We start from the raw sequence: 25,299 nt of genomic DNA on the forward strand, positions 1-25,299 counted from the left end.
GGGCGCATTACACGGACAGACGTATGAGTCCTCTCGAGGTGTTGGCGAGCACGCGGCGGAAGCAGCTCGGGGCCTGGGTCGATGCGGGCCCGACGGCGCGGTGGCGGGTCTGGGCCCCGGGCCATCAGCGGGTGGAGGTGGTCCTCCATGACGCGCGGGGTGCGCCCGGACGCGTGTTGCCGATGACCCCCGAGGCCGGTGGCTTCTTCGTCGCCGAGCTGGAAGGGCAGGGGGCCGGAGTCCTCTACAAGCTGCGTGTGGATGGGGAAGGGCCCTTTCCGGACCCGTGGTCCCGCGCGCAGCCGCAAGGGGTGCATGGGCCGTCCGAAGTGGTGGTGCCGGACTTCGCGTGGACGGACGCGGGATGGAAGGGCGTGGAGCCCTCGTCACTCGTCCTCTACGAGGTGCACGTGGGCACCGCCACGCCCGAGGGCACCTTCGAGGCGCTCATCGCCCGGCTCCCCGCGCTCGTGGAGCTGGGCGTCAACGCGCTGGAGTTGATGCCCGTGGCCTGCTTCCCCGGCGAGAGGAGCTGGGGCTACGACGGCGTGGACCTCTTCGCGCCCGCCCAGGTGTATGGCGGGCCGGAGGGCCTGCGCCGGTTGGTGGACGCGGCCCATGCGCGGGGCCTCGCCGTGGTGCTGGACGTCGTCTACAACCACTTCGGTCCGGACGGGAACTACCTCCGGGTGTACTCGCCGCACTACTTCACCGGACGCCACCACACGCCGTGGGGCGACGCGGTGAACTACGACGGCGCGGACAGCGCGCCCGTGCGCGAGCTGGTGCTCTCCAACGTGGAGATGTGGATTCGCGACTACCACCTGGATGGGCTGCGCCTGGATGCGACCCACGCGCTGGTGGACGAGAGTCCCCGGCACCTGCTCGACGAAATCGCCGAGCGCGCGCGGGCCTGTGCACCGGGGCGAAGCGTGCTCCTCATCGCCGAGGATGGGCGCAACGAGCGGCGCCTGGTCCTCTCCTCGGCCGAAGGCGGTTACGCGCTGGATGGCCTCTGGGCGGATGACTTCCATCACCAGATGCGGCGCGCCTTCGCGGGAGACAGTGAGGGCTACTACCAGGACTACACGGGCCACACCGAGGACCTGGCGCGAACGCTGCGCCACGGTTGGTTCTACGAGGGGCAGGTGTCGAAGCACCAGGGCCAGGCGCGAGGCACGTCGGCCGAGGGACTGGCGCCGTGGCACTTCGTGTACTGTCTTCAGAATCACGACCAGGTGGGCAACCGCGCGCTGGGAGAGCGATTGGGGAGCGATGTGTCCCCGGCCGCCTTCCGTGCGATGAGTGTGTTGCTGCTCACGTCGCCCTATACACCGCTGCTCTTCATGGGACAGGAGTGGAACGCGAGCACGCCGTTCCTCTACTTCACGGACCACCATGCGGAGCTGGGGCGGCTCGTCACGGAAGGACGGCGCCGCGAGTTCGCGGACTTCTCACGCTTCGCGGGCGAGGAGGTCCCCGACCCGCAGGCCCTGGAGACCTTCACCCGCTCCCGCCTGGATTGGAGTGAGGCGGACCAGCCCGCGCACGCCGGGGTCCGCCTGCTCTATCGCGAGCTGCTCCAGCTGCGTGGGCGTGAGCCCGCCTTCAGGGAGGCGCGCCGGGGGACCTACGACGCGCGAGCGCTGGGGCCCGATGCGTTGTGCCTGGAGCGGTGCTCGGAAGGGCAGACGCTGCTCGTGCTGCTCGCCCTGCGCGGGACGCTGACGCACCCAGTCCCTCGGGGCGCGGAGGTGCTGCTGTGGAGCGAGGCCCCTCGCTTCGGCGGCGCCGCGCGGGAGTCACCGCTGCGAGACGGAGCCGTGACGCTGGAGGGCCCCTCGGCGGTCGTGCTGCGTGTCTCGAGCGCGAAGTAGCGTGGACACCGCACGGCGGGTGACGCGGCGCTTCCTCGGTGCCTTGGGGCCCACGACAGGCGGGCCGATGGGGGCCATCAGGTGGGGGCAGGGGGGCGGGGGGCCCGGGCGGCTTCGCTCCGGATTCGCTGGTGTCGACAGAGGGGGCGTCCCGTGCTCAGCATGCCGGCCATGAACGTCCAGACCGCCACCGAATCCTCCGACCGCATCTGGGAGAAGGAAATCCTCCCGGCGCTCGAGCGCTACATCCGCATCCCCAACAAGTCGCCCGCCTTCGACCCGGACTGGGTGAAGCACGGCCACATGGAAGCCGCGGTGCAGCTCATCGCGGAGTGGTGCCGCACGCAGGCGGCCCACCTGCCCGGCCTCACGTTGGAAGTGGTCCGCCTCAAGGATGAGCAGGGCCGCGACCGCACGCCGGTCATCTACATGGAGATTCCCGGCACGCGCGGCGACGACACCGTGCTGCTGTACGGCCACCTGGACAAGCAGCCGGAGATGACGGGTTGGCGCGAGGACCTGACGCCGTGGACCCCCAAGCGCGAGGGCGACAAGCTCTACGGCCGGGGTGGCGCGGATGACGGCTACTCCGCCTTCGCGTCGCTGACGGCGCTGCGCCTGCTGCGCGAGCAGGGCGTGGCGCACGCGCGCTGCGTCGTCCTCATCGAGGCGTGCGAGGAGAGCGGCAGCTACGACCTGCCCGCGTACATCGAGGCGCTCGCGCCGCGCATCGGCAAGCCGTCGCTGGTGGTGTGCCTGGACTCGGGCTGCGCCAACTACGAGCAGCTCTGGATGACCACGTCGCTGCGCGGCATGGTGGCGGGCAACCTGCGCGTGGACGTGCTCACGGAGGGTGTCCACTCCGGCGACGCCAGCGGCATCGTCGCGTCGTCCTTCCGCGTGCTGCGTCAGGTGCTGTCGCGGGTGGAGGAGCAGGACACGGGCCGCGTCACGGTGCAGGGCCTGCACGTGGAGATTCCCCAGGAGCGGCGCGAGCAGGCGTCCTCCGCGGCGAAGGTGCTGGGCGAGGAGGTCTTCGCCAAGTTCCCGTGGGTGCCGGGCATGAAGCCCATGTCGGACGACGGCGCGGAATTGGTGCTCAACCGCACGTGGCGTCCGGCGCTGTCGGTGACGGCGGTGGACGGCATGCCGTCGCTGCAGAACGCGGGCAACGTGCTGCGTCCCTTCACCACGGTGAAGCTGTCCATGCGCATCCCGCCGCGCCTGGAGCCCAAGGCGGCGCAGAAGGCGCTGAAGGAAGCGCTGGAGAAGGACCCGCCGTACGGCGCGAAGGTGACGTTCGACGGCGACAAGGCGAGCATCGGCTGGGACGCGCCGCCGTTGGCGAGCTGGCTGTCTCGCGCGGTGGAGTCCGCGTCCGGCACGTACTTCGGTCGGCCGGCCATGGCCATGGGCGAGGGCGGCACCATCCCCTTCATGGGCATGCTGGGCGAGCGCTTCCCGGAGGCGCAGTTCCTCATCACCGGCCTGCTGGGGCCGGGCAGCAACGCGCACGGGCCCAACGAGTTCCTGCACGTCCCCACCGGCAAGAAGCTCACGTGCTGCGTGGCCAGCGTCATCGCCGAGCACTTCAAGCGCTGACCCGCCTGGGAGTGCCGCGGGTGGCGCCGGGAAGATGAGCGCCACCCGCACCCTGGCGAGCGATGGCTGGCGGCGAGCCGCGCCGCCGCCGCGGTGGGACGGGGCCTAGCCGGTTTGTCCCGCGGCCTGGGCGTTCGTGCCCGTCAGGCCGAAGTGCGAGACGGCGTACGGGTCGGGCGGCGTGGACCTGCGCCCGGCGGGAGGCCGCATGGCGTTGTCGATGAGGCCCATGCCCACCGCGAGCACCGCCAGCCCCAGCAGGTTCTTCTTGTAGGGCTGCGCCATCAGGACCTCCTCGCCCAGCACCAGCGCGGCGTCCTTGAGCAGGGTGTGGCGTTGCCACGCGACGCCCTCGCTGGTGCCCGGGTCTCCCGTGCGGATGAACTGGAGCACGTGCGTCTGGAGGCGGCGCAGGAACTGCTGGTCCTCCTCCACCAGCTTGCCCTGCGTGGGCGGGCACCGGTCCGGCGTGAGGAGGAACCAGGGGGCGTCCTCGCCGTGCGGGACGCCGTGGGGCCGCTCTCCGCGAAGCCGCGCCGCCGTGTAGTCGAAGAAGCAGCGCCAGACGGGCGCGTGCTCCGCGTGGTGGTCGGCCAACAGCCGGGGGACCACGGTGAACACGAAGTCGGTGCAGATGCGCCGACCCAGCTCATCGTCATCCGACACGTCCGGGTAGTAGGGGCGGACCACGCCGACCAGGTTGCCCAGCCGCTCGACGACGTCCTTCGGTTCGATTCCGAAGGCGACCGCCACGCTGGCGTCGTAGCTGGTGCTGCCGAGGATGAGGGGCAGCTTGAGCGCCTGGTTGTCGCGAAACGCGGCGCGAAGCGTCTTCGGCAGCACCGGGTCCCCCACCACGGAGGCCGGCGAGATGACCGTGCCGGGCGAGCGCTTCCAGAAGTCATCCGCCTTCAGCCCGCGCAACTGCTCCATGGTGACGTCGTCACCCGTCAGGTCCAGGTCGCTGGCGAAGATGGTGCCTCGCGAGACGGCGTCCTCGCGGGGCAGCTCGTTGAGGACGTAGGAGCTGAGGGCCACGCCCCGCTTGAAGTGGTTCTTGTCCTTCATCAGCGGCGACGCGTAGAGCGACAGCACGGACTTGGCGCCCGCGGACTGGCCCATGACGGTGACGTTGTCCGGGTCTCCGCCGAACTGCGCGATGTTGCGGTTCACCCACGCCAGCGCGGCCATCTGGTCCAGCAGGCCGAAGTTCACCGGGCCGTTCGGGTTCTCCCGCTCCAGCGCGGGGTGCGCGAAGAAGCCCAAGTGGCCCAGCCGGTAGTTGAAGGTGACGAGCACCACGTCCTGACTCGCCAGGGGCACCCCGTTGTAGGCCGGCAGGTTGCCCGCGCCGATGACGAACGCGCCGCCGTGAATCCAGAAGACGACGGGCAGCTTCGCGCCGGCCTCCGCTCGGGGCGTCCAGACGTTGAGGTAGAGGCAGTCCTCGCTCATCTTCCCGGGGTCGCCACCTCCCGTGTCGATGCAGCCCTGCCGGTCCTGGAAGGGGGAGAGGCCGAACTCCAGCGCGGGGCGGACGTTCGACCACGGGTCCATGGGCTCGGGGGACTTCCAACGCCGGGAGCCCACGGGAGGCTTCGCGTACGGAATCCCCTTGAAGACCATCACCCGGTCGACCAGCGCGCCCTGGACCTGCCCCTCACGGGTGGAGACCACCAGTGCTTTCTCGCCTGCCATGTGTCGCTCCCCTTCTGGTGAACGCTGCATGTCTTCACGTCCGTCCAGACATCCGACGCTGGGAGGTACCGGGTCCGGGAGTGGATGCGCGAGTCGTCCGATGTCCGACGGGGTGCAAGGAATAGAGGTTCACGGAGCGCCTGCGCCAACCCATTGGCGAAGCCTCCGGCGCGGCATGGCCTGGAGGACAGACCTACCTCGGCACCCCGGCCCTGGAGGTCGGGGGGAGTGTCCTGCCCGCCGCACCGGACTGGCCCTGGAGGAGGAGACCGTGGGCGCGCGGGGCCGGGGGAGGCGGGGCGGGCGTGTCTGGATTTGGCTTGGCCACACCCGTCAATGGCTTGCATCCGCGGCTGCATGGCGGGCCCCGCCGTGGGCCCACCATGACCGGAAGGGCCGCGGCTTCAGCGGCCCGTCTTGATGCCCAGGTTGCCGCCCGGAGAGCTCCCGGGCCGCTTGGGGTTGGTGCCAGGGGACTTGCCGCCCTGGCGCCGCAATTCCAGGCGCAGCTCCTCGTCGGCGGCGGAGACCTCGCGGGTCACCGGCTCATAGCCGTTGAGCGCCAGCGTCACCGCCACCATGGGCGCGCCCTGCTCCAGCTCCAGCTTCATGGGCGTCACGCCGCGCTCCTCGCCGCCCACGCTCACCGTGGCGCCGGGGGGCTCGGTGATGACGGGCAGCTCCACCATCTTCACCGGCTCCGGTGCGGGCTTGGGCGGCGGGGCAACAGGCCGCTCGGGCTCCACATGGACCTGCTGGGGCTGGGTCGACGGGGGCGTCGTCGTGGGCTGCCGCATGAAGACCACCGCCGCTCCGGCCGCGACCAGCAGGCTCGCGGCGGCGATGACGATGGGCACCCACGGAACGCGCCGGGCCTCCGCGTTGGGCGCGCGGTCCATGGGTGAGGTGCCGCGCGTGCGGTCATTCACCACGGGGCTGGGGATGCCCAGCGCCGCTGTCTGGTGCTTGGAGCGCGTGCCCGAGCGCGGCTGCCTCGAGCCGGACGTGCGCCCGCTGGTGCCCCCCACGCCGCTCAGCGACGAGTTGGAGCGCGAGTCCAGGTCCGCGTCCTCGGCCAACTGGTCCAACCGCGCCGGGTCCGTCTCCGCGTTGATGCGCTCCGCGTAGAGCTCCCGCAGGTACGCCGCCAGGTGCGCGCTGCTGGAGGGCACCCGCTGGTTGAGCGCGAAGTCCTCCAGCGCCAGCCGCAGGGCCCCGCAGTCCGGATAGCGCTCGTCCGGTGTCGGAGCGAGCGCCTTGAGCACCACCTCATCCAGCCCGGGCGGCAGCTTGGGGTTGAGCTGCGACGGACGCGGCACCTGGCAGTCCTTCACCAGCCGCAGCGTCATCAGGTCCGAGTCGCCCTTGAACAAGCGCTTGCCCGTGAGCAGCTCCCACATCACCACGCCCAGCGCGAACTGGTCGCTGCGCGCGTCGATGGCCAGCCCTCCCGCCTGCTCCGGGGACATGTAGGGATACTTCCCCTTCAGCACGCCGGTGGCGGTGTTCGCGCTGCTGGTGGCGGCCTTGGCCACACCGAAGTCGATGACCTTCACCCCGCCGTCGAAGCCGACGAGAATGTTCTGCGGAGACACGTCGCGGTGGACCAGCCGCATGGGCTTGCCCTGCACGTCCCTCGCCTGGTGTGCGTAGTGAAGGCCCGCGGCCGCGTCCGCGATGATGCGCAGAATCATCCCCACCGACAGGGGCTTGCCCTGCGCGCGGGAGTACTTGTCCAACCTCCGTACGTCGTCCCCCTGGACGTACTCCATGGCCAGACAATGTCGGGCCTCAATCTGCGTCAGGTCCAGGATGGTGATGAGGTTGGGGTGCGTCAGCCGAGCGACCAACCCCGCTTCATCCAAGAACATCGACAAGAACTCATCGTCCTCCGCCAGATGCGGAAGGATGAGCTTCAGGACCACCAGCCGCTCGAAACCCGTTCCGTGCTCACGGGCCAGAAAGATCTGACCCATGCCGCCGGAGGCAATCTTCCGCAGCAACTCGTACTTACCGAATGGCACCGCCATGATGTCCGGCGAGAATATCTTCCTTTCTCACCGTGCGGGAAATGACCAGTCGGCTGTCACCCCACATTGACGACGGAGGGGTGAAGGTCCGGGTAGGTGTCAGGCCTTCATCCGGTAACCGGAGCGGAGCACCAGGTACGAGACGACGGTGGCCACCACGGCGACGCCCGCGAGGATGCTGGCGCCGAACAGGGGCGAGTACATGCTCTTGCCCAGCATCCCGTAGCGCAGCCCTTCCACCATGTAGACCATGGGGTTGAAGAGGCTGATGGTGTTCCAGGGCGCGGGCAACTCCCGCACCGAATAGAACACGCCGCCCAGGAAGGTGAGGGGCAGCATCACGAAGGTGGGGAAGAAGTTGATCTGCTCGAACTTCTCCGCCCACACGGCGGCGAGCATGCCCAGCACGCTGAACACGTAGGACGAGATGAGCAGGAAGTACGCGGCCACGCCCGCGTGCGGCAGGCTGAAGCCGGTGAAGAGCCCGGCCACCATCCACGTCAGGCCGCCCACGACGAGGCCGCGCACCATGGCGCCGCCGATGAAGCCCGCCATCAGCTCACCGGGCCCCAGGGGCGCCACCAGCAGGTCCACCACCGTGCCCTGGATCTTGGTGATGAACAGCGACGAGGAGCTGTTGAGGAAGGCGTTGTTGGCGATGCCCAGGAAGACCAGGCCCGGCACGATGAAGTGCAGGTACGGCGAGCCCTCCACCTCGTGCACCCGGGTGGAGATGGAGTAGCCGAAGACGATGAAGTACAGCGTGGTGCTGATGAGCGGTGAAAGGACGGTCTGCCCCGGCACGCGCAAGAAGCGCCGGACCTCCTTCACGAACAGCGTCTGCATCCCGGTGATGTTCATGGGTGTCTGTGTTCAGGCGGCCTGGGTGGAGGGACGGCCGCGGAGGACCTCCAACAGGACGTCCTCCAGCCGGGAGCGCCGCGTCTCCACGTCGGCGATGGGGAGCCCTTCCGCGTACAGCACGCGGAGCAGGTCTCCGGCGGGGGCCACGCCCTCGCGTTCCACATAGGTGAGCGTGCGGCCGTCCTCGGCCAGTCGCGCGGTGAAGCGGCGCACCGCCTCGGACAGCGTCGTCTGCGGCGTGTCGAAGGTGACGACCACGCGCTTCTCCCCGAAGCGCTTGAGCAGCGTCGCCTTGTCCTCCACCATCAGCAGGCGGCCCTCGTTGATGATGCCCACGCGGTCCGCCAACTCCTCCGCCTCTTCGAGGTAGTGCGTGGTGAGGACGATGGTGGTGCCCTGCGAGGCCAGCTTGCGCACGTACGTCCAGAGGTCGCGGCGCAGCTCCACGTCCACGCCCGCGGTGGGCTCATCCAGGAAGACGAGCTTGGGCTTGTGCACCAGCGCCTTGGCGATGAGCAGCCGGCGCTTCATGCCGCCCGACAGCGCGCGCGTGAGCGAGTCCTTCTTCGTGTGGAGGTTGAGGGCGGTGAGCACCTCGTCCACGCGGGCCTCGTCGCGCTTCTGGCCGTAGAAGCCCTGCTGGATGCGCAGCGACTCCGCCACGGTGAAGAACGGGTCGAAGTTGATCTCCTGCGGCACCAGGCCCACCTGGTAGCGCGGGCCCACCGGGTCCTTGTCCAGGTCCTGGCCGAAGACGCGGATGGCGCCCTCGGTCTTCTTCACCAGGCCGCAGACGCTTCCAATCATCGTCGTCTTGCCCGCCCCGTTGGGCCCCAGCAGCGCGAAGATCTCCCCCGCCTGGATGGTGAGGTTCATCTGGTGCAACGCGGTGAACGAGCCGTAGCGCTTCGTGAGCCCCTGAAGCTCCAGGGCGGGGGTGGGGGTCGACATGGCGCCGCCTCCTGTAACACCTTCGTCCGCGCGGCGCTTGTCTCGTGCGGGGACTTTTTCCGGAGGCGACGCCAGGTCCCACGCGGCGTGTCGCGGCGTGTTACGGCACGCAGGGGAACGAGTAGACCGCGTCCGCGGTGACGCCGTCGGCGTCGGTGACCTCGAAGCGCACCTGGGCCGTCTGGTACGCGACGCACCGGCCGTTGACCTTCGTGGAGTTCGGGCCGGTGAAGGTCATGACGCCGATGGTGGTGTTGGCCACGTTCCACCAGGCGAAGAAGTTGTAGGGCAGCGTGCCTCCGGTGACCTGGCCCTCACAGGTGAAGTTGGGCCGGCCGAAGCCCGACATGTAACAGGTGGAGATCGTCACCGTGGGGGGCGTCAGGGCCTGCTTGCCCTGCTCGGGAGCGGGAGGGGCCTCGCCTTCGGGAGGTGGCCCCCCGCACGCGAGAGGGGACAGGGACACCAACAACACCACCGGACGCAAGAGTCGGGCGAACGCCGTCATGACGACCTCCTGGCTGCTGGGGAATCCCTGACGGTAGGAGGCGACAGGTGGCGGATGCAAACCCGTCAAGCGCCTTGAGTGCGCTGTTCCACCCTGCTATCCGCGAGCCCCCCAACCGCTCGGAGCAGGAAGCCCCAGATGGCCCAGAATTTCATCTTCACGATGCAGGACCTGCGCAAGGTCAAGAATGGCAAGGAGATCCTCAAGGGCATCTACCTGTCGTTCTTCCCGGGCGCGAAGATTGGCGTCATCGGCCCCAACGGCTCCGGCAAGTCCACGCTCCTGCGCATCATGGCGGGCGTGGACACGGAGTTCTTCGGCATCGCGAAGCCGGACCCGGGCGCGAAGGTCGGCTATCTGCCGCAGGAGCCGCAGCTCGACACGTCGCTGGACGTGAAGGGGAACGTGGAGCTGGGCCTGAAGGAGATTCGCGGGGCGCTGGACCGCTTCAACGAGGTGAGCGCGAAGTTCGCCGAGCCCATGAGCGACGCGGAGATGGAGAAGCTCCTGGCCGAGCAGGGCCGGCTCCAGGACGCCATCGACGCGGTGAACGGCTGGGAGCTGGACCGCACCATCGAGATGGCCATGGACGCGCTGCGCCTGCCTCCCGGCGACGCGGACGTGACGAAGCTGTCCGGCGGTGAGAAGCGCCGCGTGGCGCTGTGCCGCATCCTGCTGGAGAAGCCCGACCTGCTGCTCCTGGACGAGCCCACCAACCACCTGGACGCGGAGAGCGTCGCGTGGCTGGAGCAGGCCCTCAAGGAGTACAAGGGCACCATCGTCTGCATCACCCACGACCGGTACTTCCTGGACAACGCGGCCGAGTGGATTCTCGAGCTGGACCGCGGCGAGGGTGTGCCCTGGAAGGGCAACTACTCCAGCTGGCTGGAGCAGAAGCAGAAGCGGCTGGAATTGGAGGAGAAGGCGGAGGGCCACCGCCAGAAGACGCTCAAGCGCGAGCTGGAGTGGGTGCGCCAGTCGCCCAAGGCCCGTCAGGCCAAGAGCAAGGCGCGCATCGCCGCGTACGAGGACCTTCTCAACCAGACGCAGGACAAGCGCGAGGCGACGGGCGAGGTCATCATCCCGCCCGGCCCCCGCCTGGGCGGCCTGGTCGTGGAGGCCAAGGGCCTGCGCAAGGCCTATGGAGACCGGCTGCTCCTGGAGGACTTGAGCTTCAAGCTGCCCCCGGGCGGCATCGTCGGCGTGATTGGCCCCAACGGCGCCGGCAAGACGACGCTGTTCCGCATGTTGACGGGCGTGGAGAAGCCGGACGCGGGCGAATTGCGCGTGGGCGACACCGTGGTGATGGCCTACGTGGACCAGAGCCGCGACGCGCTCAACGGCGACAACAGCGTCTTCCAGGAGGTCAGCGGCGGGCTGGACCACCTGGACCTGGGCCGCGCCGGCACGGTGCCCAGCCGCGCGTACCTGGCGGGCTTCGCCTTCAAGGGCCAGGACCAGCAGAAGCGCGTGAAGGACCTCTCCGGCGGTGAGCGCAACCGCGTCCACCTGGCGAAGATGCTCAAGAGCGGCGGCAACCTGCTGCTGCTCGACGAGCCCACCAACGACCTGGACGTCGAGACGCTGCGCAGCCTGGAGGACTCGCTGTTGAGCTTCGCCGGCTGCGCGGTGGTCATCAGCCACGACCGCTGGTTCCTGGACCGCATCGCCACGCACATCCTGGCCTTCGAGGGCGACAGCAAGGCGTTCTTCTTCGAGGGCAACTTCCAGGACTACGAGGCGGACAAGAAGAAGCGCCTGGGTCCGGATGCCCTCGAGCCGCACCGCATCCGTTACCGCCCCATCACAAAGAATTAGTGCAATGGCAATCACTCCCCTTTCTCCCAGAGGGAGGGGAGTGCGCGGTATCCAGAAGTTGATGTGTCTTCACTCCGAGTTCTAGTGTTCAGCCATGAACCTTCGACTCGACTGGCTGAGGACGGCAGTGGTGGCCGCGGTGCTGGGCCTGACGGCGTGCAGCGGCGGAGGCACGGGCGAGGAGCCCGGTGTGCTCGAGTCCTCCGAGGCCGCGCTGTGCACCGTGGAGCAGACGTGCGCGAGCGGCACGCCGGTGACGTGCTCCTCGGCGACCAGCGCCTGTCAGTCGAGCCCGGACAACGGGGGCTGGGTGGAGTGTGACGGCGTGCGGACCACGTGTCCTCCCCCCTGTACGTGCGGCACGACGCAGTACACGTCGACGCGCTATGGCGAAGGCGCCGGGTGCGGCGCGGCGATGAGCCAGGCGCGCACCCTGCTGGCGCAGACGGTGGCCGCCCGGTGCCCGGCGGGCAGCTGCACGGTCAGCCAGGACCTGCTCGACTGCGAGCCCCTGGGCCCCAGCCGGCTGGACGGGTTCCGGGCCACCATCACCCGGACGTACACCTGCAAGGAGCCGCTGAACTGCCGGTAGCCGCGTAGGGGCTCCCCACGATGGAGGCCGTCGTGACGCGGTCTCTCTCGTGGCGGGTATTACGGGTTGCGCTGTACCCAGGCCGAGCAGAACGCGCGCGAGTCGCTCGCGCGCCGGGCCACCACCACCTGTCCCACGGGCCCCTGCAACGTGGTGGAGAGCCTGGGCCCCTGCGAGCGCCAGCCCGACAACCGCTATCGCGGCGCGGTGCATTGGACCTTCTCCTGTTGTCAGTAGTTGGACAGTGATTGGGTGGTTTGACTAAAAAATAGTCGTGAGTTTGAAATCCGGATGTGTCGAACAGGCAACGGACTCACCTGGATTGCGGGATTAATGCATCGCATTATCAGGCGGACCCGGAGTGCGTCATCGGACTTCTCCCTCTGAGGCGGGGGAGAAGTCTGGTGGGTTCGCAACTTTTGCCAGGGGCTCTTGAGAATCCCCTTGATGTCTGTTGATGCCCTCTTCCGGCTGGCAGTGATTGGGGAGGGTGACTCGGACCACACAGGGAGCCACCCACATGACCGTCAGGAACAACCCCGGCCGAGACCCGAGCTACAGCATTCGCCGCCGCGACACGCTCAGCAAGATCGCCGAGCGTCTCAACGTCCCCATGGACGAGCTGGCGCGGCACAACAACATCCGCGACGTGAACAAGATTCGCGCGGGCGACACCCTGCGCCTTCCCCCGCCGCGAGATGGCTTTGACGCGGGTTCCCAGACGACGCAGCGCACCGACGGCTCGCGTCGTCGCACGGCCACGAACAACGATGGCTTCGACCCGCGCGTGTCGATGCCGACGGAGGCCCGGACGACCACGACGGCGGGGACCACGACGGCGTCGGGGACGCAGAACGGCTACCGCAACATCCAGGACCTGGGCGCCTTCACGCGGGGCGGCTCGAACTCCGAGGCGGCCATCATCGTGGGCACCTCCGAGGGCAACCGCACGCCCTCGGGCGGCTTCACCCGCAGCTACGGCGGCCACACGGACCCGGGCAACGCCGCGCACAACCGCGGCTCGTTCTCCTATCAAGGCCCCGGCGCGAGCACGCCGCAGCGCGCGGATGAAATCTGGAACCGCGAGCTCACCAACGCCACGCCCGCCTACGAGCGCGCGGCGCGCGCGGCGGGCCTGGACCCGAACAACGCGCTCCTGGCGTCCACCTTCATGGACCTGCACACGCAGTCGCCTCGCGCCGCCCGGAACTTCATCAACCGCGAGCTGCCCCGGCTGGCGCAGGACCCGCGCGGCGTGACGCGGGAGTCCCTGGTCGACGCGCGGGTGAACGCGTACCGCAATGACCGGGGCGAGCTGCGCGCGGCGGGCTTCGACCACAGCGAGCGGCGGCTGCGCGCGGACCAGACGCGCCGCGAGGGCGCGCTCGTCCGGGCGCTGGATGCGCGGGGCTACAACACGGGCAACACTCAGCAGCCCGCCGGCACGGTGGACCGCGACGTGCCCATCCCCACGCCGCGCCCGCGCCGCGAGGCCGACGCCGCCAGGACGTCGAAGACGACGGAGGAGCGCCCCGCCACCGAGCGCACGACGGGACGGCGCCAGCAGACCTCGGGCCGCACCACCGACGGCGCCACGCCCACCGACATGAACGACACCGCGCGGGTGGCCGCGTCGGGGGACAGGGCTGCGACGCAGACGCGCACGCCGTGGATCAGCCAGTACGACTCCAGCCGCGTCGTGGACGCTGGCGACAAGGCCTGCTTCCGCGCCGCCACGGCGATGGCGCGCGCGGCGGGGGCCCGGGTGACGGGTCCTGGCGACCGCATCCAGCTGGCCACGGCGGAGGGCCCCAACGGCATCACCGTGAACCGCCAGCAGGCGGAGCGCGGCCGCAACTACATCGACCAGCAGCTGGCCGCGGGCCGCCCGGTGGTGGTGGGCGTCAACCACCGCGAGGGCCGCAACGTGGGCAACGCGGACCGCATCACCGACCACTTCGTGGTGATTACCGGCAAGGGCGTGGACGCGCAGGGCCGCACCTTCTACACGTTCAACGACCCGGCCACGCGCAACCAGAGCCGCGGCGCGGACACGAACCCCAACAACCGCTTCTACGTGGATGAGCGCACCGGCGGCCTGAGCCGCCCGGGGCCTCGCACGGGCAACGTGGTGCAGCGCCAGTTCGAGGTGACGATGGTCCGCCCGAACGCGTAAGCGTCCACTTCCGTGAAGGCTTCAAGCCCGGCGGGCCGTGCACCTCGCGGCCCCCGGGTGCTTCTTCAGGTGCCCGGCTCGCGCCGCCGCTCTCCTCGGGACAGCGCGCCGCGCAGCTGGCGCACCTCCGACAAGAGCTCCCGCGCCGCGTCCAGGCTGGGGGCTTGTCCCGTGAGAGGCACTGTGTCCGTGATGAGCTCGGTGGGCTCCCCCAGCCCCGTGTCGCGATGCATCCGCACGCGCTCCAGGAGCGTGTCGCGAATCGCCTCCGCGTTGTTCACCCCCCGGAAGCGCGCCTCGTGCAGGTGCTCCGTGGCGCCCGAGTCCGGGTCCCCGCCGCCCGAGCCCTTCCCTCCACCCGCCGTCTCCACCTTCACGTCGGCGATGCCCAGCATCCGCTGGAGGGGGTTCTGCTGGATGGAGATCTGCTGGATGTTGGCGAACGTCATCGTCTTCTCCCGCAAGGACACGACGCCCTCGCGGATGCGCAGGCTGCGGTCCGTCATGACGTACCAGCGCAGCGCGTAGTCCAGCCGCACCACGAAGAAGCTCACCGGGAGCAGGACGAGGAAGCTCAGCCACACCACGGCCTCCACCGTGTAGATGGCGGGCCGGGCGTAGGGCAGCTCCATGAACCAGGGGAAGAGCTTGCCGAAGAAGCTCCAGCCGATGACGGTGCCCATCACCACGGCCAGGTGCTTGAGCCCCAGGAGCGCGCGCCGGTACGTCAGGTAGGCCGGTGCGGCATGGAAGACACGCACCGTGCCCTCCGGGAGTCGGGGCTCGGGGTTCACCTTCAGCCACCGCAACAGCCACGCGTGAGGGAGCTCAGCCATGCGTGTCCTCCCGCGCGGGGGCCGTGCTCAGTTCCTCACGAAGCGCTCGCACCTCCGCGGCCACCTCGCGCAGCGCGGCCGTCAGCGCCTCCGGCCCGCCCGCTGCCTGCCCCGCGGTGGGCCCCGCGGGCACCGGTCGCTCCCGCGTCCCGCGCATCTTCGAATAGAGCAGGTCTCTCATCGCCTCGAACTCTTGGAGTCCTTCGATGGAGATCTCCGCCTGGGCGTTGCCGCTCGCCGTCTGGATCTGGATGCACGCAAGCCCCAGCCAGCGCTCCACCACGTTGCTGGAGAGGTGGATGTCCTGGATGCGCGCGTACGTGAGGGACACCTCCCGGCGGAAGAGGATGCCCCACCGCATGGTGATGCCCTCCTCGTCCAGCGCGTAGCGCAGCGTGCGGAACTTGAAGTACCGCAGCAGCGCGAAGACGGGGAAGGCGGGGCCGGTCAGCAGGGACGTCAACAAGTAGCTGATCAGCAGGTGAGGGTGCGGCTGGAGCACCGTGGGCAGCTTCCAGGGAGACGTCACCTGCACGGGCAGGGCCGCGCCCGGAGGCGAGGACGAGGACGTGGTGGGACTGCCAAGGGACATGGATGGCTCACCGGGCGGCTGGGCCCTCTGGGGTGGGCCGCTGTTCTCTACGGTTGATGACACAGCCCATTTCATACGGGGTCCTCGCCCTGTCGTCATGTCCCGGTTTTCCCGTCAGCCTGGAGACACGAGAACCTTGCCCGGCGGCGCGGGCGAGCGGGACTGCTCACTGCGCGACGAGGCTCTTGTGGAGCACGCCACGCTTGATGCCTCTGGCTGATGTATCAAAGACAGACTCCGGAGAGGTCTCACGGGTGAGAGGGTTTTTCCCAAAAAGGCGCTCACTATGGTGGTTCGCATGAACTCAATGTCGTGGCGCTCTCTCGAAGAGATGTTGTCTGGAATTGTGAAACCGGAGGGTTGTTCCGCCGAGCAGCTGGCACGTGAGGACATTCCGCGTCTCACGGCGCTGCTGGCCGCGTGGTATCCGGACATCCGGGTCGGCACGGAGAGCCGCCACCTGGACCCCGCCTTCTACGAGCGGGACGTCTACCTCCGCGGCGAGTCGCCGGACCGCTCGGTGTACGCGTTTGTATGCCGCGAAATCTCGAGCGGAGACATCATCGGTCTGCTGACGGTGGAGCGGAACGTGCGTGGCCTGCAACTCTCGGCGGGGCTGGGCGTCGTCGAGCCGACGCGCCGGGGGATGGGAATTGGATTCATCGGCACCGCGGCGCTGGAGATGGTGGGGCGCAACATCGGCGCGGAGGTGGTCCTCTACTATTCGACGCTGAAGACGGCGCGCCATCAGCGGAATGCCGAATCCCAAGGTTTCAAGTTGGTGGGATTGGTTCCCGCGTTCGACGTGGATGCCATTGCGCCGGGCACGGTGAAGCGCGTGTATGAAGCGCTCTACGCGAAGGTGCTCGTCGCCCCGGAGCAGGTCCACCTGCCGGAGTGGAACGTGCTCACGCCGTCGACGCGTGAGCTCTACACGCACCTGTTCGGTGCGCACCCCGCGGCGCAGAGCGCCGAGCCGCCCTTGGGGCGGGAGCTCTCTCATGGTTGAAGTCCGGCTCTTCGAGGGGGACGCGGTGGACGCGTCCCGTTTCGTCAACCGCGTCTGGGGCGAGTACTACGGAGCACAGGGGCCCCTGACGGACTTCCAGCCCCGCCTGCTCGACTGGGTGGTCTTCGGCAACTCGCTCGCGCCCCGGGAGTACAGGTTGGCGGCGTACGCGAAGGGCCAGCTGGCGGGGCTCATCCTCGCCGAGCCCATGAAGCTGCGGCTGGGAGACCGTGACGTGGATGCGACGTACGGGAGCTGGTTCAGCGTGGACCCCTCGTTCCGGGGGATGGGTGTGGGGCAGAAGCTGGCGGAGGCCATGTCCCTCCGCCAGCGGGAGCGCGGGGCGGCGCTGATGCTGGCCTGTCTGGCGGACGGCTCCGCCGGAGAGCGCTTCTGGACGAAGACGCCGGGGACGCGGACCTTCGACCCGCTGGGGTTGTGGCTCCACGTCTTCGACGCGGCGGCGGTGTCGCGCTGGGCCTCGACGCGTGCGGAGCGCGCGCTCTTCTCGCTGCTGCGTCCCTGGCTGCGAAGGGAGATGGCCCCGGTGGACATGGAGGGGATTCGCCCCTACCGCCCCGGGGACCTGGCCGCGTGCATGTCGCTGGTGCAGGGGATGATGGCGCCGGTGAGCCTGGGCTACACCTACACGGTGGAGCGGCTGGCGCAGCAGCTCCTGTACCGCGACATGCCGCACACGCTGGTGCTGGAGCGCGACGGCGTGGTGCGAGGACTGGTCAACTACTACACGCTCCAGATGAACGCGCGGGGACCGTTGACGGTGTTGGTGGACCTGTTGACGTTCCACGAGTCCGTCTCGTCGGCGGACCGCAAGCGGCTGCTTCGCGCGGCGATGAAGGACATGATGGCGCACGGCGCGAGCTGCGCGTCGATGCTGCGCAGCCCCTGTGTGGCGCCGACGCTGATGCTAGGGGCTGGATGGGTCCCCTGGCCCGGAGGGATGCGGCTGGGGTGTCTGTTGTCCTCTCCGGACGTGGAGTGGCCTTCGTCGCCCCGCGTCTTCACGCACCTGCGCTGAAGGCGCGCGCGGGGCGCACTCACGCCAGGGGCGCGCGTCCGCCGTCCTCGACGGGTCGGACGGGCGCCCACCCCGCAGGAGGGCGGAGAAGGAACTGGGCGCAGGCGCGTGGCGCGCTATGGTCCTGGGTGCCGGGATTGTCGGCCCGAGGAGCCATGAACTTCGTCTTCATCTCTCCGCACTTCCCGTCCCACTTCTTCCACTTCGTCACCGCGCTGCGCGAGCGCGGTGTCACGGTGCTGGGCATCGGCGACGCCCCCTACGAGTCCCTGCGTCCGGAGCTGCGCGACGCCTTGCGCGAGTACTACTTCGTCCCCAGCCTGCATGAGGAGGACTCGCTGCTGCGCGCCGCGGGCTACCTCACCTGGCGGCACGGGCGGCTGCAGCGCATCGACTCGCTCAACGAGGCGTGGCTGGAGGTGGAGGCGCGCCTGCGCGAGGACTTCCACGTCCCGGGGTTGCAGCCCACGGACATCCACCGGATGCGCTCGAAGTCGGGCATGGCCCAGGTCTTCCAGCAGGCGGGGGTGCCGCACCCGGACCTCATCCGCGTGCGCGATGCGGGGCAGGTGAAGGACTTCGCCGCGCGGGTGGGCTACCCGCTGGTTCTCAAGCCCGACGTGGGCGTGGGCGCGGCCAACACCTTCAAGGTCTCCCACGCCGCGGACGTGGACGCCGCGCTGGCCCACCCGCTGCCCACGACCTATGTCGCGCAGCCGTACGTGCGCGGCACCATCGTCACGTATGACGGCATCGTGGACCGGCACGGGGCCATCGTCTTCACGCTCAGCCACGAGTACAGCGACGGCGGCATGGAGACGGTGGTGGAGCGCCGGGACATCTCCTTCTGGAGCCACCTGGAGATTCCCCCCGCACTGGACGTGCTCGGCCGGCAGGTGGTGGCGGCCTTCGGCCTGCGGGAGCGCTGGTTCCACCTGGAGTTCTTCCGTTTGCCAGACGGCCGCTTCGTCGTCCTGGAGGCCAACCTGCGTCCGCCCGGGGGCTTCATCCCGGACATGATGAATTACACATGCGACATCGACGTGTATCGCCTCTGGGCGCGAGTGATGACGGGGGACCCGGTGGCGGACTTCCGATACACGCCGCGATATCACGTGTGTCACAGCGCGCGCCGCCATGGCCGCCGCTATCAGTACACACACGACGAGGTGGTGAAGCGGCTGGGCCCCGCGTTCATCCTCCACCGTGAGCTGCCGCCCATCTACCACAGCCTTCTGGGCGAGGAGATGTACCTCACGCGGCACACGGACCTGGACGCGATGCAGGACGCCGTGCGCTTCATCCAGGCCACGGTGTCGCGCGAGCTCAGCGCTCCGTCCACGTGAGCAGGTACGTGGTGTGGCCGTCCTCCACGGACAGCGTCGTCGCGTGGGGGGACTCGCCTCCGCCCATGCGCAGCAGGCCCTCGAAGAGCGCCTCCGAGTAGCCGGGGCAGTCCAGCGCGGAGTTCATGCGCAGCTCGTAGGCGGTGGGGCCGCGCTCGGTGAGCAGCGCCTCCGTGTAGTTGTCCGTGGCGCGCAACGTCTGGGGCAGCCGCTGCACCAGCCTGCGCGGCCCGAGCAGCCGCATGACGCCGTACACCGCGCGACCGATAAGGGTCTGCCCGTAGCCCTCCACGTGCGCGGTGGCGAGGTTGCGGAAGGCCTGCTCCAAGGGGACGGAGGGCCAGGTCTCCTCGGCGATGATGCGCAGGCAGTGCACCCACAGCGTCACGGGGTAGGCGGGCAGCAGCGGGCGGTCCACGTCGATGCCCGCCTGTCGGAGCCGCAGGCGCAGCCGCGGTGACAGCCGTCCTCGGAGGCCGTGCTGGAGCAGGCCCTCCACGACCTGGATGTAGACGAGTCGTTCCGCGAGGGGAACGGGCTTGCCGGGCTTCACTCCGGGCGCCTCACGACAGGAGCCAGCGCAGGGCCACGGGGAGGCGGCGCTGCCAGTCCTTCTCGTGGTGCTCGCCGCCGGGCTCCAGGATGAGGGAGACCTCGTGGTCTCCGTAGCCCAGGCGCTTGAGGTGGTCGTAGAAGGCGCGCGTGGCCTGGCCGTAGTGCAGCGGCAGTCCGTCCGCGTGGATGAACTCCTGGGCGCCGGCGTCCAGGTAGATGCGCGTCCAGCTGCGGTGGTGGGCGCGCCACTCGGCGAAGAGGCGGCCCTCGCTCCACATGACGGTGGGGGACAGCGCGCCGATGCGGCCGAACACCTGGGGATAGCGGTGGCCCAGGTACAGCGACATGAGGCCGCCGAGCGAGGAGCCCATGGCCCCGGTCCACTGGGCGCCGTTGCGCGTGCGGTAGTGCCGGTCGACGAGCGGCTTGAGCTGCTCCACCAGGAAGCGGGCGTAGACCTCGCCTCGGGCCTTCACCTGGCCGCGCGGGTCATTCCAGGGGGAGTACTCCTGGAGCCGGCCCTGGCCCGAGTCCACCGCGACGATGATCCACGGCTCCAGGTGTCCGTGGTGCACGCCCTGCTCCATCGCGACGTTGGCGCACCACGTGTCGAAGAGGGCGGACTCGGGATGGGCGAAGACGTTCTGCCCGTCGTGCATGTAGAGGACGGGGAAGCGATGCCAGGGCATCGTGTCGTAGGCATCCGGCGTGTAGATGCGCACGGTGCGGGAGAAGCCCTCCTGGGGGGAGGGGAAGTCTCGGACGATGTGGACGTGGCCCATGGATGCGGGAGGAAGCATGGCATGGATGGAGGCGCGGTGCTCGTCCCCTCGGGTCATGCGGTGGTTCTCGAGCGTACACGGCGAGGGAGGGGCGGCCTTGGGAGGTTGGCCTCATGACTGCACGAGGGGCGTGGAGATGGGCGGGTGGGCCGGCTCTGCCATAGTGGCGATGCAGCGGCCACCGCCCCCTCCGGAGACCCTTGATGGAACTGCACCGCCTGCACCTCTCCGCGCTGTTGATGGTGACCGAGGCCGACCTCCGGGTGGCTCGGGCCGCGCTGGATGGCAGTGAAGAAGCCCGTCGCAGATATGCCGCCGCGCTGGCTCGCGCGGTGGCGGCGAAGTCGGTGACGGAGGAGCTGTTGCTCGCGGACCCTCGGCAGGTCGTCCGGGTGTGAGGGCGTGACGCGGGGGCGTGCTCGCACCGGCGCATGACGTCCTGTCGTCGCGTGCGTCCGGGGTGTGGACGCGCGGCCTTTCTGGCGGACGGCGCCGGGGAGGCGTGCCGCGGGAGGTCGCGATGGTCTTCGGCGTGCAGGGTGGCGCCGCGTGCATCGGTTCCTCGGGGTGTTGCTCCAGGTCGGGTTGGGGTGTGGATGGTTGGGTGCGTGGGCCGCGAGTGCTGCTCCCTACGAAGTGGAGCAGGGCCTCGAGGATGAGCAGGCGCTCCTCGCGCTGTGGGAGGACGGGACGCTCTCCTCGGAGAGCTGGGCCGCGCTCATGTCGCTGCGGCGCGCGGGCGTGGACGTGGAGCGGGCCTCTCGGGGCGTGCTCTATGCGCTGCCAGGGCTGACGTACTCGGAGGTGGATGCGCGGTGGGGTCCGGCGTCCTCGCGTCGCGGTGTCCTGACGGAGGAGGAGGCCCGTCGGCTCGCGCCCTTCCTGGTGAAGCGCGAGTCGGAGGGGGTGTCGGGGGAGGCGCGGTGGATGACGGCGTTCTCGGGGTCGGACTCGCTGGCGCCTCCCATGGCCTTGCAGCTGCGCGCGGGCGGGCTCGCGGGGCTTCGCGTGGGGCTGCTCGCGACATGGGCGCGCCGGAGGCTGGGAGACCTGCGGCGTGAGCCCGGGAGCCGAGCGCTCGTGGTGGAGGCGCCGGGGACGGCGCTGCTGGTGCCCAAGTTCCATGGACAATGGATGGGCACGAATGCCCAGGTATTGGTGGGCACCTATCGGCTGGGGTTCGGTCAGCGGCTGACGCTGGACACGACGTCGCTGCCGGCGCCCGAGGGCTTCCTTCCCGATGACGGTGTGAAGCCCGTGGGGGGGCTGGAGCGGGCGTGCCTGCTCGTGGAGGCCGGGTGTGAGGCGGCGACGCGCGATGCCGAGGTCACCCCGGACTTTCGCTGGGACGAGGGCTTTCGCGGCGTGGCGGGCACGGTGCGTGGGGCCGTGGGCGACGGCGTGATGCTGACGGTGACGGGCTTCGGCTCCTATCAGCGCCGCTCGCTCCAGCGGTCCGAGGTGCTGGATGCCGTGACGTGTCCTCCCGCCTCCGTGGAGAAGGGGGACTGCGAGGCGCTCGAGGTCTTCGTGCCGGTGGCGAGGTCTCGGAGGGAGAAGCTTCGGGCGCGCACCTTGCCGGGCGTGTTTCGTGAGTGGGCTGGAGGTGGCAACGCGACGCTGGAGGTGTCGCCGCGTGCGCGTGTTGGCGTGACGGGCTGGGGGGCGCGTCCGGTCTGGCCCGACGCGGTGGGGCGGCTCGAGTTCCGGCCGGGCGCTCGCTATCCGGCGGGCGGTGCGTTTGGCGCGGTGGGCGTGGACGCGGCGTGGGGCGTGGGACCGGTGGACCTCTTCGTCGAGGGCTCGCGTGCGTTCGACTCCGCTCCGCGAGGCGGTGGAGGTTGGGCGGCGCTTCAGCGCACCGTGGTCTCGGGGGCCGGGCGGGAGTGGGAGGTGTCACTGCGTTACCGGGGCCGGGGGTTCATCAATCCCCATGGCGGAGCACCCTCCGAGCCCGAGGGGCTGGGCGCGCGTCTGCGCTACGTGCATCGGCAGGCGGAGGCGTGGCGGTTTCGAGGACAGGTGGAGGGGAGCGCGGGGCCGAGGCGGCTGAGCGCCTCCGCGCGCGTGGACTGGCGGGCGCCGCCGTGGCTTCAGCCTTCGCTTCAACTGAAGGTGCGGGAGTCCGGCGTGGGCGTGGACGTTGCTTGCTCGGGGGCCGACGTGGAGCAGGACGCGATGGACACCTGCTCCAGTGGGAGCCGGTACGAGGTGGTGACGCAGGCTCGCTCGGTGCTGTCGGAGTCGGTGGAGGTGACGGCGCGGGCTGGGGGCGCGAGGGGCGTGGAGCGAGGTCAAGCCGTGGCCCGGTGGGATGGGCACGCGCTCGTGGGGATGCGGGTGCGCGCGGGAGCCGTGGCGCGGTTCGGGGCCCGGGTCCAGTGGCGGGACGAGGACCTGTCCGAGCACACGCGGCTGCTGCGGGAGGTCCGCGCGACGGTGGATGCCGGATGGACCCCGCTGGACGCCCTGACGCTGCGGGGCCGCTATGCGTGGGTATTGGATTTGAAGGGGCAGGATGCGCCGAGGCACCTGTTCCACCTGGATGTGGAGACGCGCTTCTGACGCGCGTGGGGAGGGTCGACGTGAGGGGTTGGGGATGGTGGTTGGGATTGTTGGGTTTGAGTGCGTGTGGCGTGCCTGCGGACGAGTGGGCGGAGGAGGCGTGTACGGGCGTGTTGCCAGGGGACCTGGTCATCACCGAGTACCTGAATGACCCCGAGGGGAGTGACACGGGGCAGGAGTACGTGGAGCTTCACAATCCCCACGCGAAGCCCGTGGCGCTGGAGTCGCTGACGCTCTACGCGGCGCGCTCGGATGGCTCGCAGGAGAAGGGCTTCGCCTTCACGGAGCCTCGGTCCGTGCTGGCGGGGGACTACCTGGTGGTGGGCGATGTCCGCGATGGCCTCCTCCCCGCGCATGTGGACCTGTCGTATGGCGACGCGCTGGGCTCGCTGGGGAATGCGTCGGGCAAGCTGGGGCTGCGGTGTGGCTCGCGGGTGATTGACGAGGTGCCGCTCTCCGCGCCCGCGAGGAGTGGTCTGGCGCGCGCCCTGGATGGGCGGCTATGGCCGGACTCGGCTGGCAACGACGACCTGTCGCGGTGGTGTGATGTGTCTGGGGCCTCCGGTGGGAGCGGGACGTTCCAGGGGAGCCCTGGCGCGGCGAATGCTCCGTGCGCGGCGGGGGACGGTGGCGTCGTGGGAGAGGGCATCGCGACGTGTGTCCCGCTGGGCGCGGTGTCGCCCCGGGGCGTGAAGGGGCCTCGCGCGGGGGAGCTGGTCATCACGGAGGTGATGGTCAATCCGCTCGGGGATGACACGCTGGGCGAATGGGTGGAGGTCATGGCCACGGTGCCGGTGGACCTCAATGGGCTGAGCATCGGGTCGGACACCACGGTGGCGAAGCTCCAGGCGCCTCAGTGTCTGTCGCTCCCCGCGGGTGGGTACGCGGTGCTGGCTCGGCGCACGGAGGCGGTCCTCAACGGGGGACTGCCGACACCCGTGGCCTCGTTCGGCGTGGACCTGCGCAACTCGGGAGGCGTGGTCCAGGTGAGGGCGGGCGAGGTGCTGGTGGATGCCATGGCGTATGGCGCTTCGGAGGAAGGGGTGGCGGCGCAGGTGTCACCGAGGGAGGCGAGTGCCTCCGGCAATGACTCACCGGCCGCCTGGTGTCGTGCATGGGAGCCCTACGGCCCCCGTGGAAACCGTGGCACTCCGGGGCGCGTGAATCGCGCGTGTGAGGAGGGCGTCGACTCATGGGATGGGGGATCGCCTGGTGGCGGACGCGATGCGGGGGCGCTCGAGGGGGGCTCACGCGATGGAGGTGCCGACGCCGGGGTGCCCGATGGGGGCGCTCGCGATGGAGGCGGCCCCGACGCGGGGAGCGTGGGGGCCTCATGCATCGACCGGATGACCGGGCGACCGCGCGCGCTCCGGACGCCGGGTGTCGGCTCCTTGGTGCTCACGGAGTTCATGGCCGACCCCGCCGCCGTGGCGGATGGCCTGGGCGAGTGGGTGGAGGTCCTCGCGCTGCGCGACGTCGACCTCAACGGCGTCAGCCTGATGAACGAGAGCGGCGCGAGCACGATGCTCGATGCCTCGCTCTGTCTGTCCATGAGGGCCGGGAGCCGAGGTGTCCTCGCACGCAACGCGGACACCTCGCTCAACGGGGGGCTGCCCTCGGTGCTGGCCACGTTCGACTTCAACCTGGCCAACGCCGCGGGCCCGCGCTCGCTGCGGCTCGGTGTGGCGGGACAGGTGCTGGACACCGTCACCTGGACCCACGCGGCGACGCCGGGAGTGTCCTGGCAGGTGGCGCCGGCGAGCAGCGACCCCTGGCGCAATGACATGCCGGGGAGCTTCTGCCTGTCTCCCGCGAGCGCACGGTATGGCCTGGGGGACCGAGGCACGCCGGGCCTGGAGAACCGCGCATGCGCTCCCTGATTCATTCCCTGGCCTGGCTGGGATGGCTCACCGCCTGTGGTGGCGGAGGGGCGCTCTCTCCCTGTGGTCCCAGCAAGGCGCGGGTCGCGGAGGTCATCGACGGAGACACCCTGGTCCTCGAAGGCGGTGAGCGCGTCCGCTATGTGCTGGTGGACACGCCGGAGAGCACGTCCGGAAAGCAGGAGTGCTTCGGACCGGAGGCGCTGGCCTTCAACCGGAGCCTCGTCGAGGGCCGTGAGGTGACGCTCGTCGACGCGGAGGCGTGCGAGGACCGCTTCGGCCGGCGGCTCGCCTATGTCTCCGTGGAGGGCCACGATGTGAGCACGCTCCTGATAGAGCGCGGCTTCGCGTGTGTGCTGCACATTCCTCCGGCGGGGACCTCCCGGCAGGCGGAGCTGCGAGCGCTGGAGTCCCAGGCTCGCCGTGCGCGGCGGGGGCTCTGGGGTGCGTGCTCACCGGTGCCCTGTCGATGAGGCGCTCCTGTGCCCGCTCTCCGGGCGAGGCTCCATCCGGGCGGCTCCGCGAGGCAGGGAGCCCAGACGACGCGAGCGCCATATTCCAATCCTGACGGCCATGCCT

General features: G+C 69.8%; 22 protein-coding genes. 13 read left to right on the forward strand and 9 right to left on the reverse strand.

The annotated features are described in order from the left end of the window. Positions 1–23 precede the first annotated feature (23 nt). Together treZ and MYSTI_RS02655 are read left to right on the forward strand one after the other, a co-directional pair. Positions 24–1,877 (forward strand): malto-oligosyltrehalose trehalohydrolase, encoded by a 1,854-nt coding sequence (gene treZ / locus MYSTI_RS02650; RefSeq protein ID WP_015346147.1) that lies wholly within the window; start codon positions 24–26, stop codon positions 1,875–1,877. Between the two features lie 162 nt (positions 1,878–2,039). Beyond that, the gene (locus tag MYSTI_RS02655) at positions 2,040–3,479 is read left to right on the forward strand and encodes a M20 family metallopeptidase (RefSeq protein WP_015346148.1); all 1,440 of its coding nucleotides are present in this window, start codon (positions 2,040–2,042) and stop codon (positions 3,477–3,479) included. Positions 3,480–3,584: 105 nt separating this feature from the next. Here the strand turns inward: MYSTI_RS02655 and MYSTI_RS02660 are convergent, their stop codons facing one another. The 5 genes from MYSTI_RS02660 to MYSTI_RS02680 all read right to left on the reverse strand — a co-directional run bounded on the left by MYSTI_RS02660 (position 3,585) and on the right by MYSTI_RS02680 (position 9,530). Continuing rightward, on the reverse strand, positions 3,585–5,177 hold the full coding sequence (locus MYSTI_RS02660; RefSeq protein WP_015346149.1) for a carboxylesterase/lipase family protein: 1,593 nt from the start codon (positions 5,175–5,177) through the stop codon (positions 3,585–3,587). Positions 5,178–5,581: 404 nt separating this feature from the next. Then, positions 5,582–7,207, reverse strand: coding sequence for a serine/threonine-protein kinase (locus MYSTI_RS02665; RefSeq protein WP_015346150.1), 1,626 nt, complete (start codon positions 7,205–7,207; stop codon positions 5,582–5,584). A 99-nt stretch (positions 7,208–7,306) separates the two neighbouring features. Then, entirely contained in the window at positions 7,307–8,068 is a 762-nt protein-coding gene (locus MYSTI_RS02670) for an ABC transporter permease (RefSeq protein ID WP_015346151.1), read from the reverse strand. 12 nt (positions 8,069–8,080) lie between these two features. Then, on the reverse strand, positions 8,081–9,022 hold the full coding sequence (locus tag MYSTI_RS02675) for an ABC transporter ATP-binding protein (RefSeq protein ID WP_015346152.1): 942 nt from the start codon (positions 9,020–9,022) through the stop codon (positions 8,081–8,083). A gap of 100 nt (positions 9,023–9,122) precedes the next feature. Then, positions 9,123–9,530, reverse strand: coding sequence for a hypothetical protein (locus MYSTI_RS02680; protein WP_015346153.1), 408 nt, complete (start codon positions 9,528–9,530; stop codon positions 9,123–9,125). Positions 9,531–9,668: 138 nt separating this feature from the next. On the opposite strand from MYSTI_RS02680, the gene ettA reads away from it, so the two are divergent. From ettA to MYSTI_RS02695, 4 genes are all read left to right on the forward strand, one after another. Beyond that, positions 9,669–11,348, forward strand: coding sequence for an energy-dependent translational throttle protein EttA (gene ettA, locus MYSTI_RS02685; protein ID WP_015346154.1), 1,680 nt, complete (start codon positions 9,669–9,671; stop codon positions 11,346–11,348). A 94-nt stretch (positions 11,349–11,442) separates the two neighbouring features. Next, entirely contained in the window at positions 11,443–11,940 is a 498-nt protein-coding gene (locus tag MYSTI_RS02690) for a hypothetical protein (protein ID WP_015346155.1), read from the forward strand. 66 nt (positions 11,941–12,006) lie between these two features. Then, positions 12,007–12,177 carry a hypothetical protein gene (locus tag MYSTI_RS43610; RefSeq protein ID WP_169558601.1) on the forward strand — a complete coding sequence of 57 codons (171 nt, stop codon included), beginning with the start codon at positions 12,007–12,009 and terminating at the stop codon, positions 12,175–12,177. Positions 12,178–12,460: 283 nt separating this feature from the next. Next, positions 12,461–14,116: a LysM peptidoglycan-binding domain-containing protein gene (locus tag MYSTI_RS02695; protein ID WP_015346156.1), complete on the forward strand. Its 1,656-nt coding sequence runs from the start codon at positions 12,461–12,463 to the stop codon at positions 14,114–14,116. Between the two features lie 65 nt (positions 14,117–14,181). Here MYSTI_RS02695 and MYSTI_RS02700 read toward each other — a convergent pair whose 3' ends face one another. Continuing rightward, positions 14,182–14,952: a PH domain-containing protein gene (locus tag MYSTI_RS02700; protein ID WP_015346157.1), complete on the reverse strand. Its 771-nt coding sequence runs from the start codon at positions 14,950–14,952 to the stop codon at positions 14,182–14,184. Further along, positions 14,945–15,544, reverse strand: coding sequence for a PH domain-containing protein (locus MYSTI_RS02705; RefSeq protein ID WP_015346158.1), 600 nt, complete (start codon positions 15,542–15,544; stop codon positions 14,945–14,947). The genes MYSTI_RS02700 and MYSTI_RS02705 overlap by 8 nt, the downstream gene beginning before the upstream one ends. A gap of 331 nt (positions 15,545–15,875) precedes the next feature. On the opposite strand from MYSTI_RS02705, the gene MYSTI_RS02710 reads away from it, so the two are divergent. From MYSTI_RS02710 to MYSTI_RS02720, 3 genes are all read left to right on the forward strand, one after another. After that, on the forward strand, positions 15,876–16,553 hold the full coding sequence (locus MYSTI_RS02710; RefSeq protein ID WP_052350878.1) for a hypothetical protein: 678 nt from the start codon (positions 15,876–15,878) through the stop codon (positions 16,551–16,553). Next, positions 16,546–17,592, forward strand: a complete 1,047-nt coding sequence (locus MYSTI_RS02715) for a GNAT family N-acetyltransferase (protein ID WP_015346160.1) — start codon at positions 16,546–16,548, stop codon at positions 17,590–17,592. Before MYSTI_RS02710 ends, MYSTI_RS02715 begins: the two co-directional genes overlap by 8 nt. Positions 17,593–17,747: 155 nt before the next feature. Continuing rightward, positions 17,748–18,938, forward strand: a complete 1,191-nt coding sequence (locus tag MYSTI_RS02720) for an ATP-grasp domain-containing protein (protein WP_015346161.1) — start codon at positions 17,748–17,750, stop codon at positions 18,936–18,938. Here MYSTI_RS02720 and MYSTI_RS02725 read toward each other — a convergent pair. Together MYSTI_RS02725 and MYSTI_RS02730 are read right to left on the reverse strand one after the other, a co-directional pair. Further along, positions 18,919–19,491: a TIGR02265 family protein gene (locus MYSTI_RS02725; protein ID WP_015346162.1), complete on the reverse strand. Its 573-nt coding sequence runs from the start codon at positions 19,489–19,491 to the stop codon at positions 18,919–18,921. The two genes, MYSTI_RS02720 and MYSTI_RS02725, sit on opposite strands and share 20 nt — an antisense overlap. 10 nt (positions 19,492–19,501) lie before the next feature. Beyond that, complete coding sequence (locus MYSTI_RS02730; RefSeq protein WP_084668290.1) at positions 19,502–20,275, reverse strand: alpha/beta hydrolase; 774 nt, start codon at positions 20,273–20,275, stop codon at positions 19,502–19,504. Between the two features lie 203 nt (positions 20,276–20,478). Here MYSTI_RS02730 and MYSTI_RS02735 point away from each other — a divergent pair, with 203 nt between their 5' ends. The 4 genes from MYSTI_RS02735 to MYSTI_RS02750 all read left to right on the forward strand — a co-directional run bounded on the left by MYSTI_RS02735 (position 20,479) and on the right by MYSTI_RS02750 (position 25,193). Beyond that, positions 20,479–20,673 (forward strand): hypothetical protein, encoded by a 195-nt coding sequence (locus MYSTI_RS02735; protein ID WP_015346164.1) that lies wholly within the window; start codon positions 20,479–20,481, stop codon positions 20,671–20,673. A 151-nt stretch (positions 20,674–20,824) separates the two neighbouring features. Next, positions 20,825–22,840 carry a hypothetical protein gene (locus MYSTI_RS02740; protein ID WP_044278452.1) on the forward strand — a complete coding sequence of 672 codons (2,016 nt, stop codon included), beginning with the start codon at positions 20,825–20,827 and terminating at the stop codon, positions 22,838–22,840. 20 nt (positions 22,841–22,860) lie between these two features. Beyond that, positions 22,861–24,720, forward strand: a complete 1,860-nt coding sequence (locus MYSTI_RS02745; RefSeq protein WP_015346166.1) for a lamin tail domain-containing protein — start codon at positions 22,861–22,863, stop codon at positions 24,718–24,720. Then, on the forward strand, positions 24,708–25,193 hold the full coding sequence (locus tag MYSTI_RS02750) for a thermonuclease family protein (protein WP_015346167.1): 486 nt from the start codon (positions 24,708–24,710) through the stop codon (positions 25,191–25,193). The genes MYSTI_RS02745 and MYSTI_RS02750 overlap by 13 nt, the downstream gene beginning before the upstream one ends. Positions 25,194–25,299: the final 106 nt, after the last annotated feature.

Source organism: Myxococcus stipitatus DSM 14675, assembly GCF_000331735.1.
Classification (GTDB): domain Bacteria; phylum Myxococcota; class Myxococcia; order Myxococcales; family Myxococcaceae; genus Myxococcus; species Myxococcus stipitatus.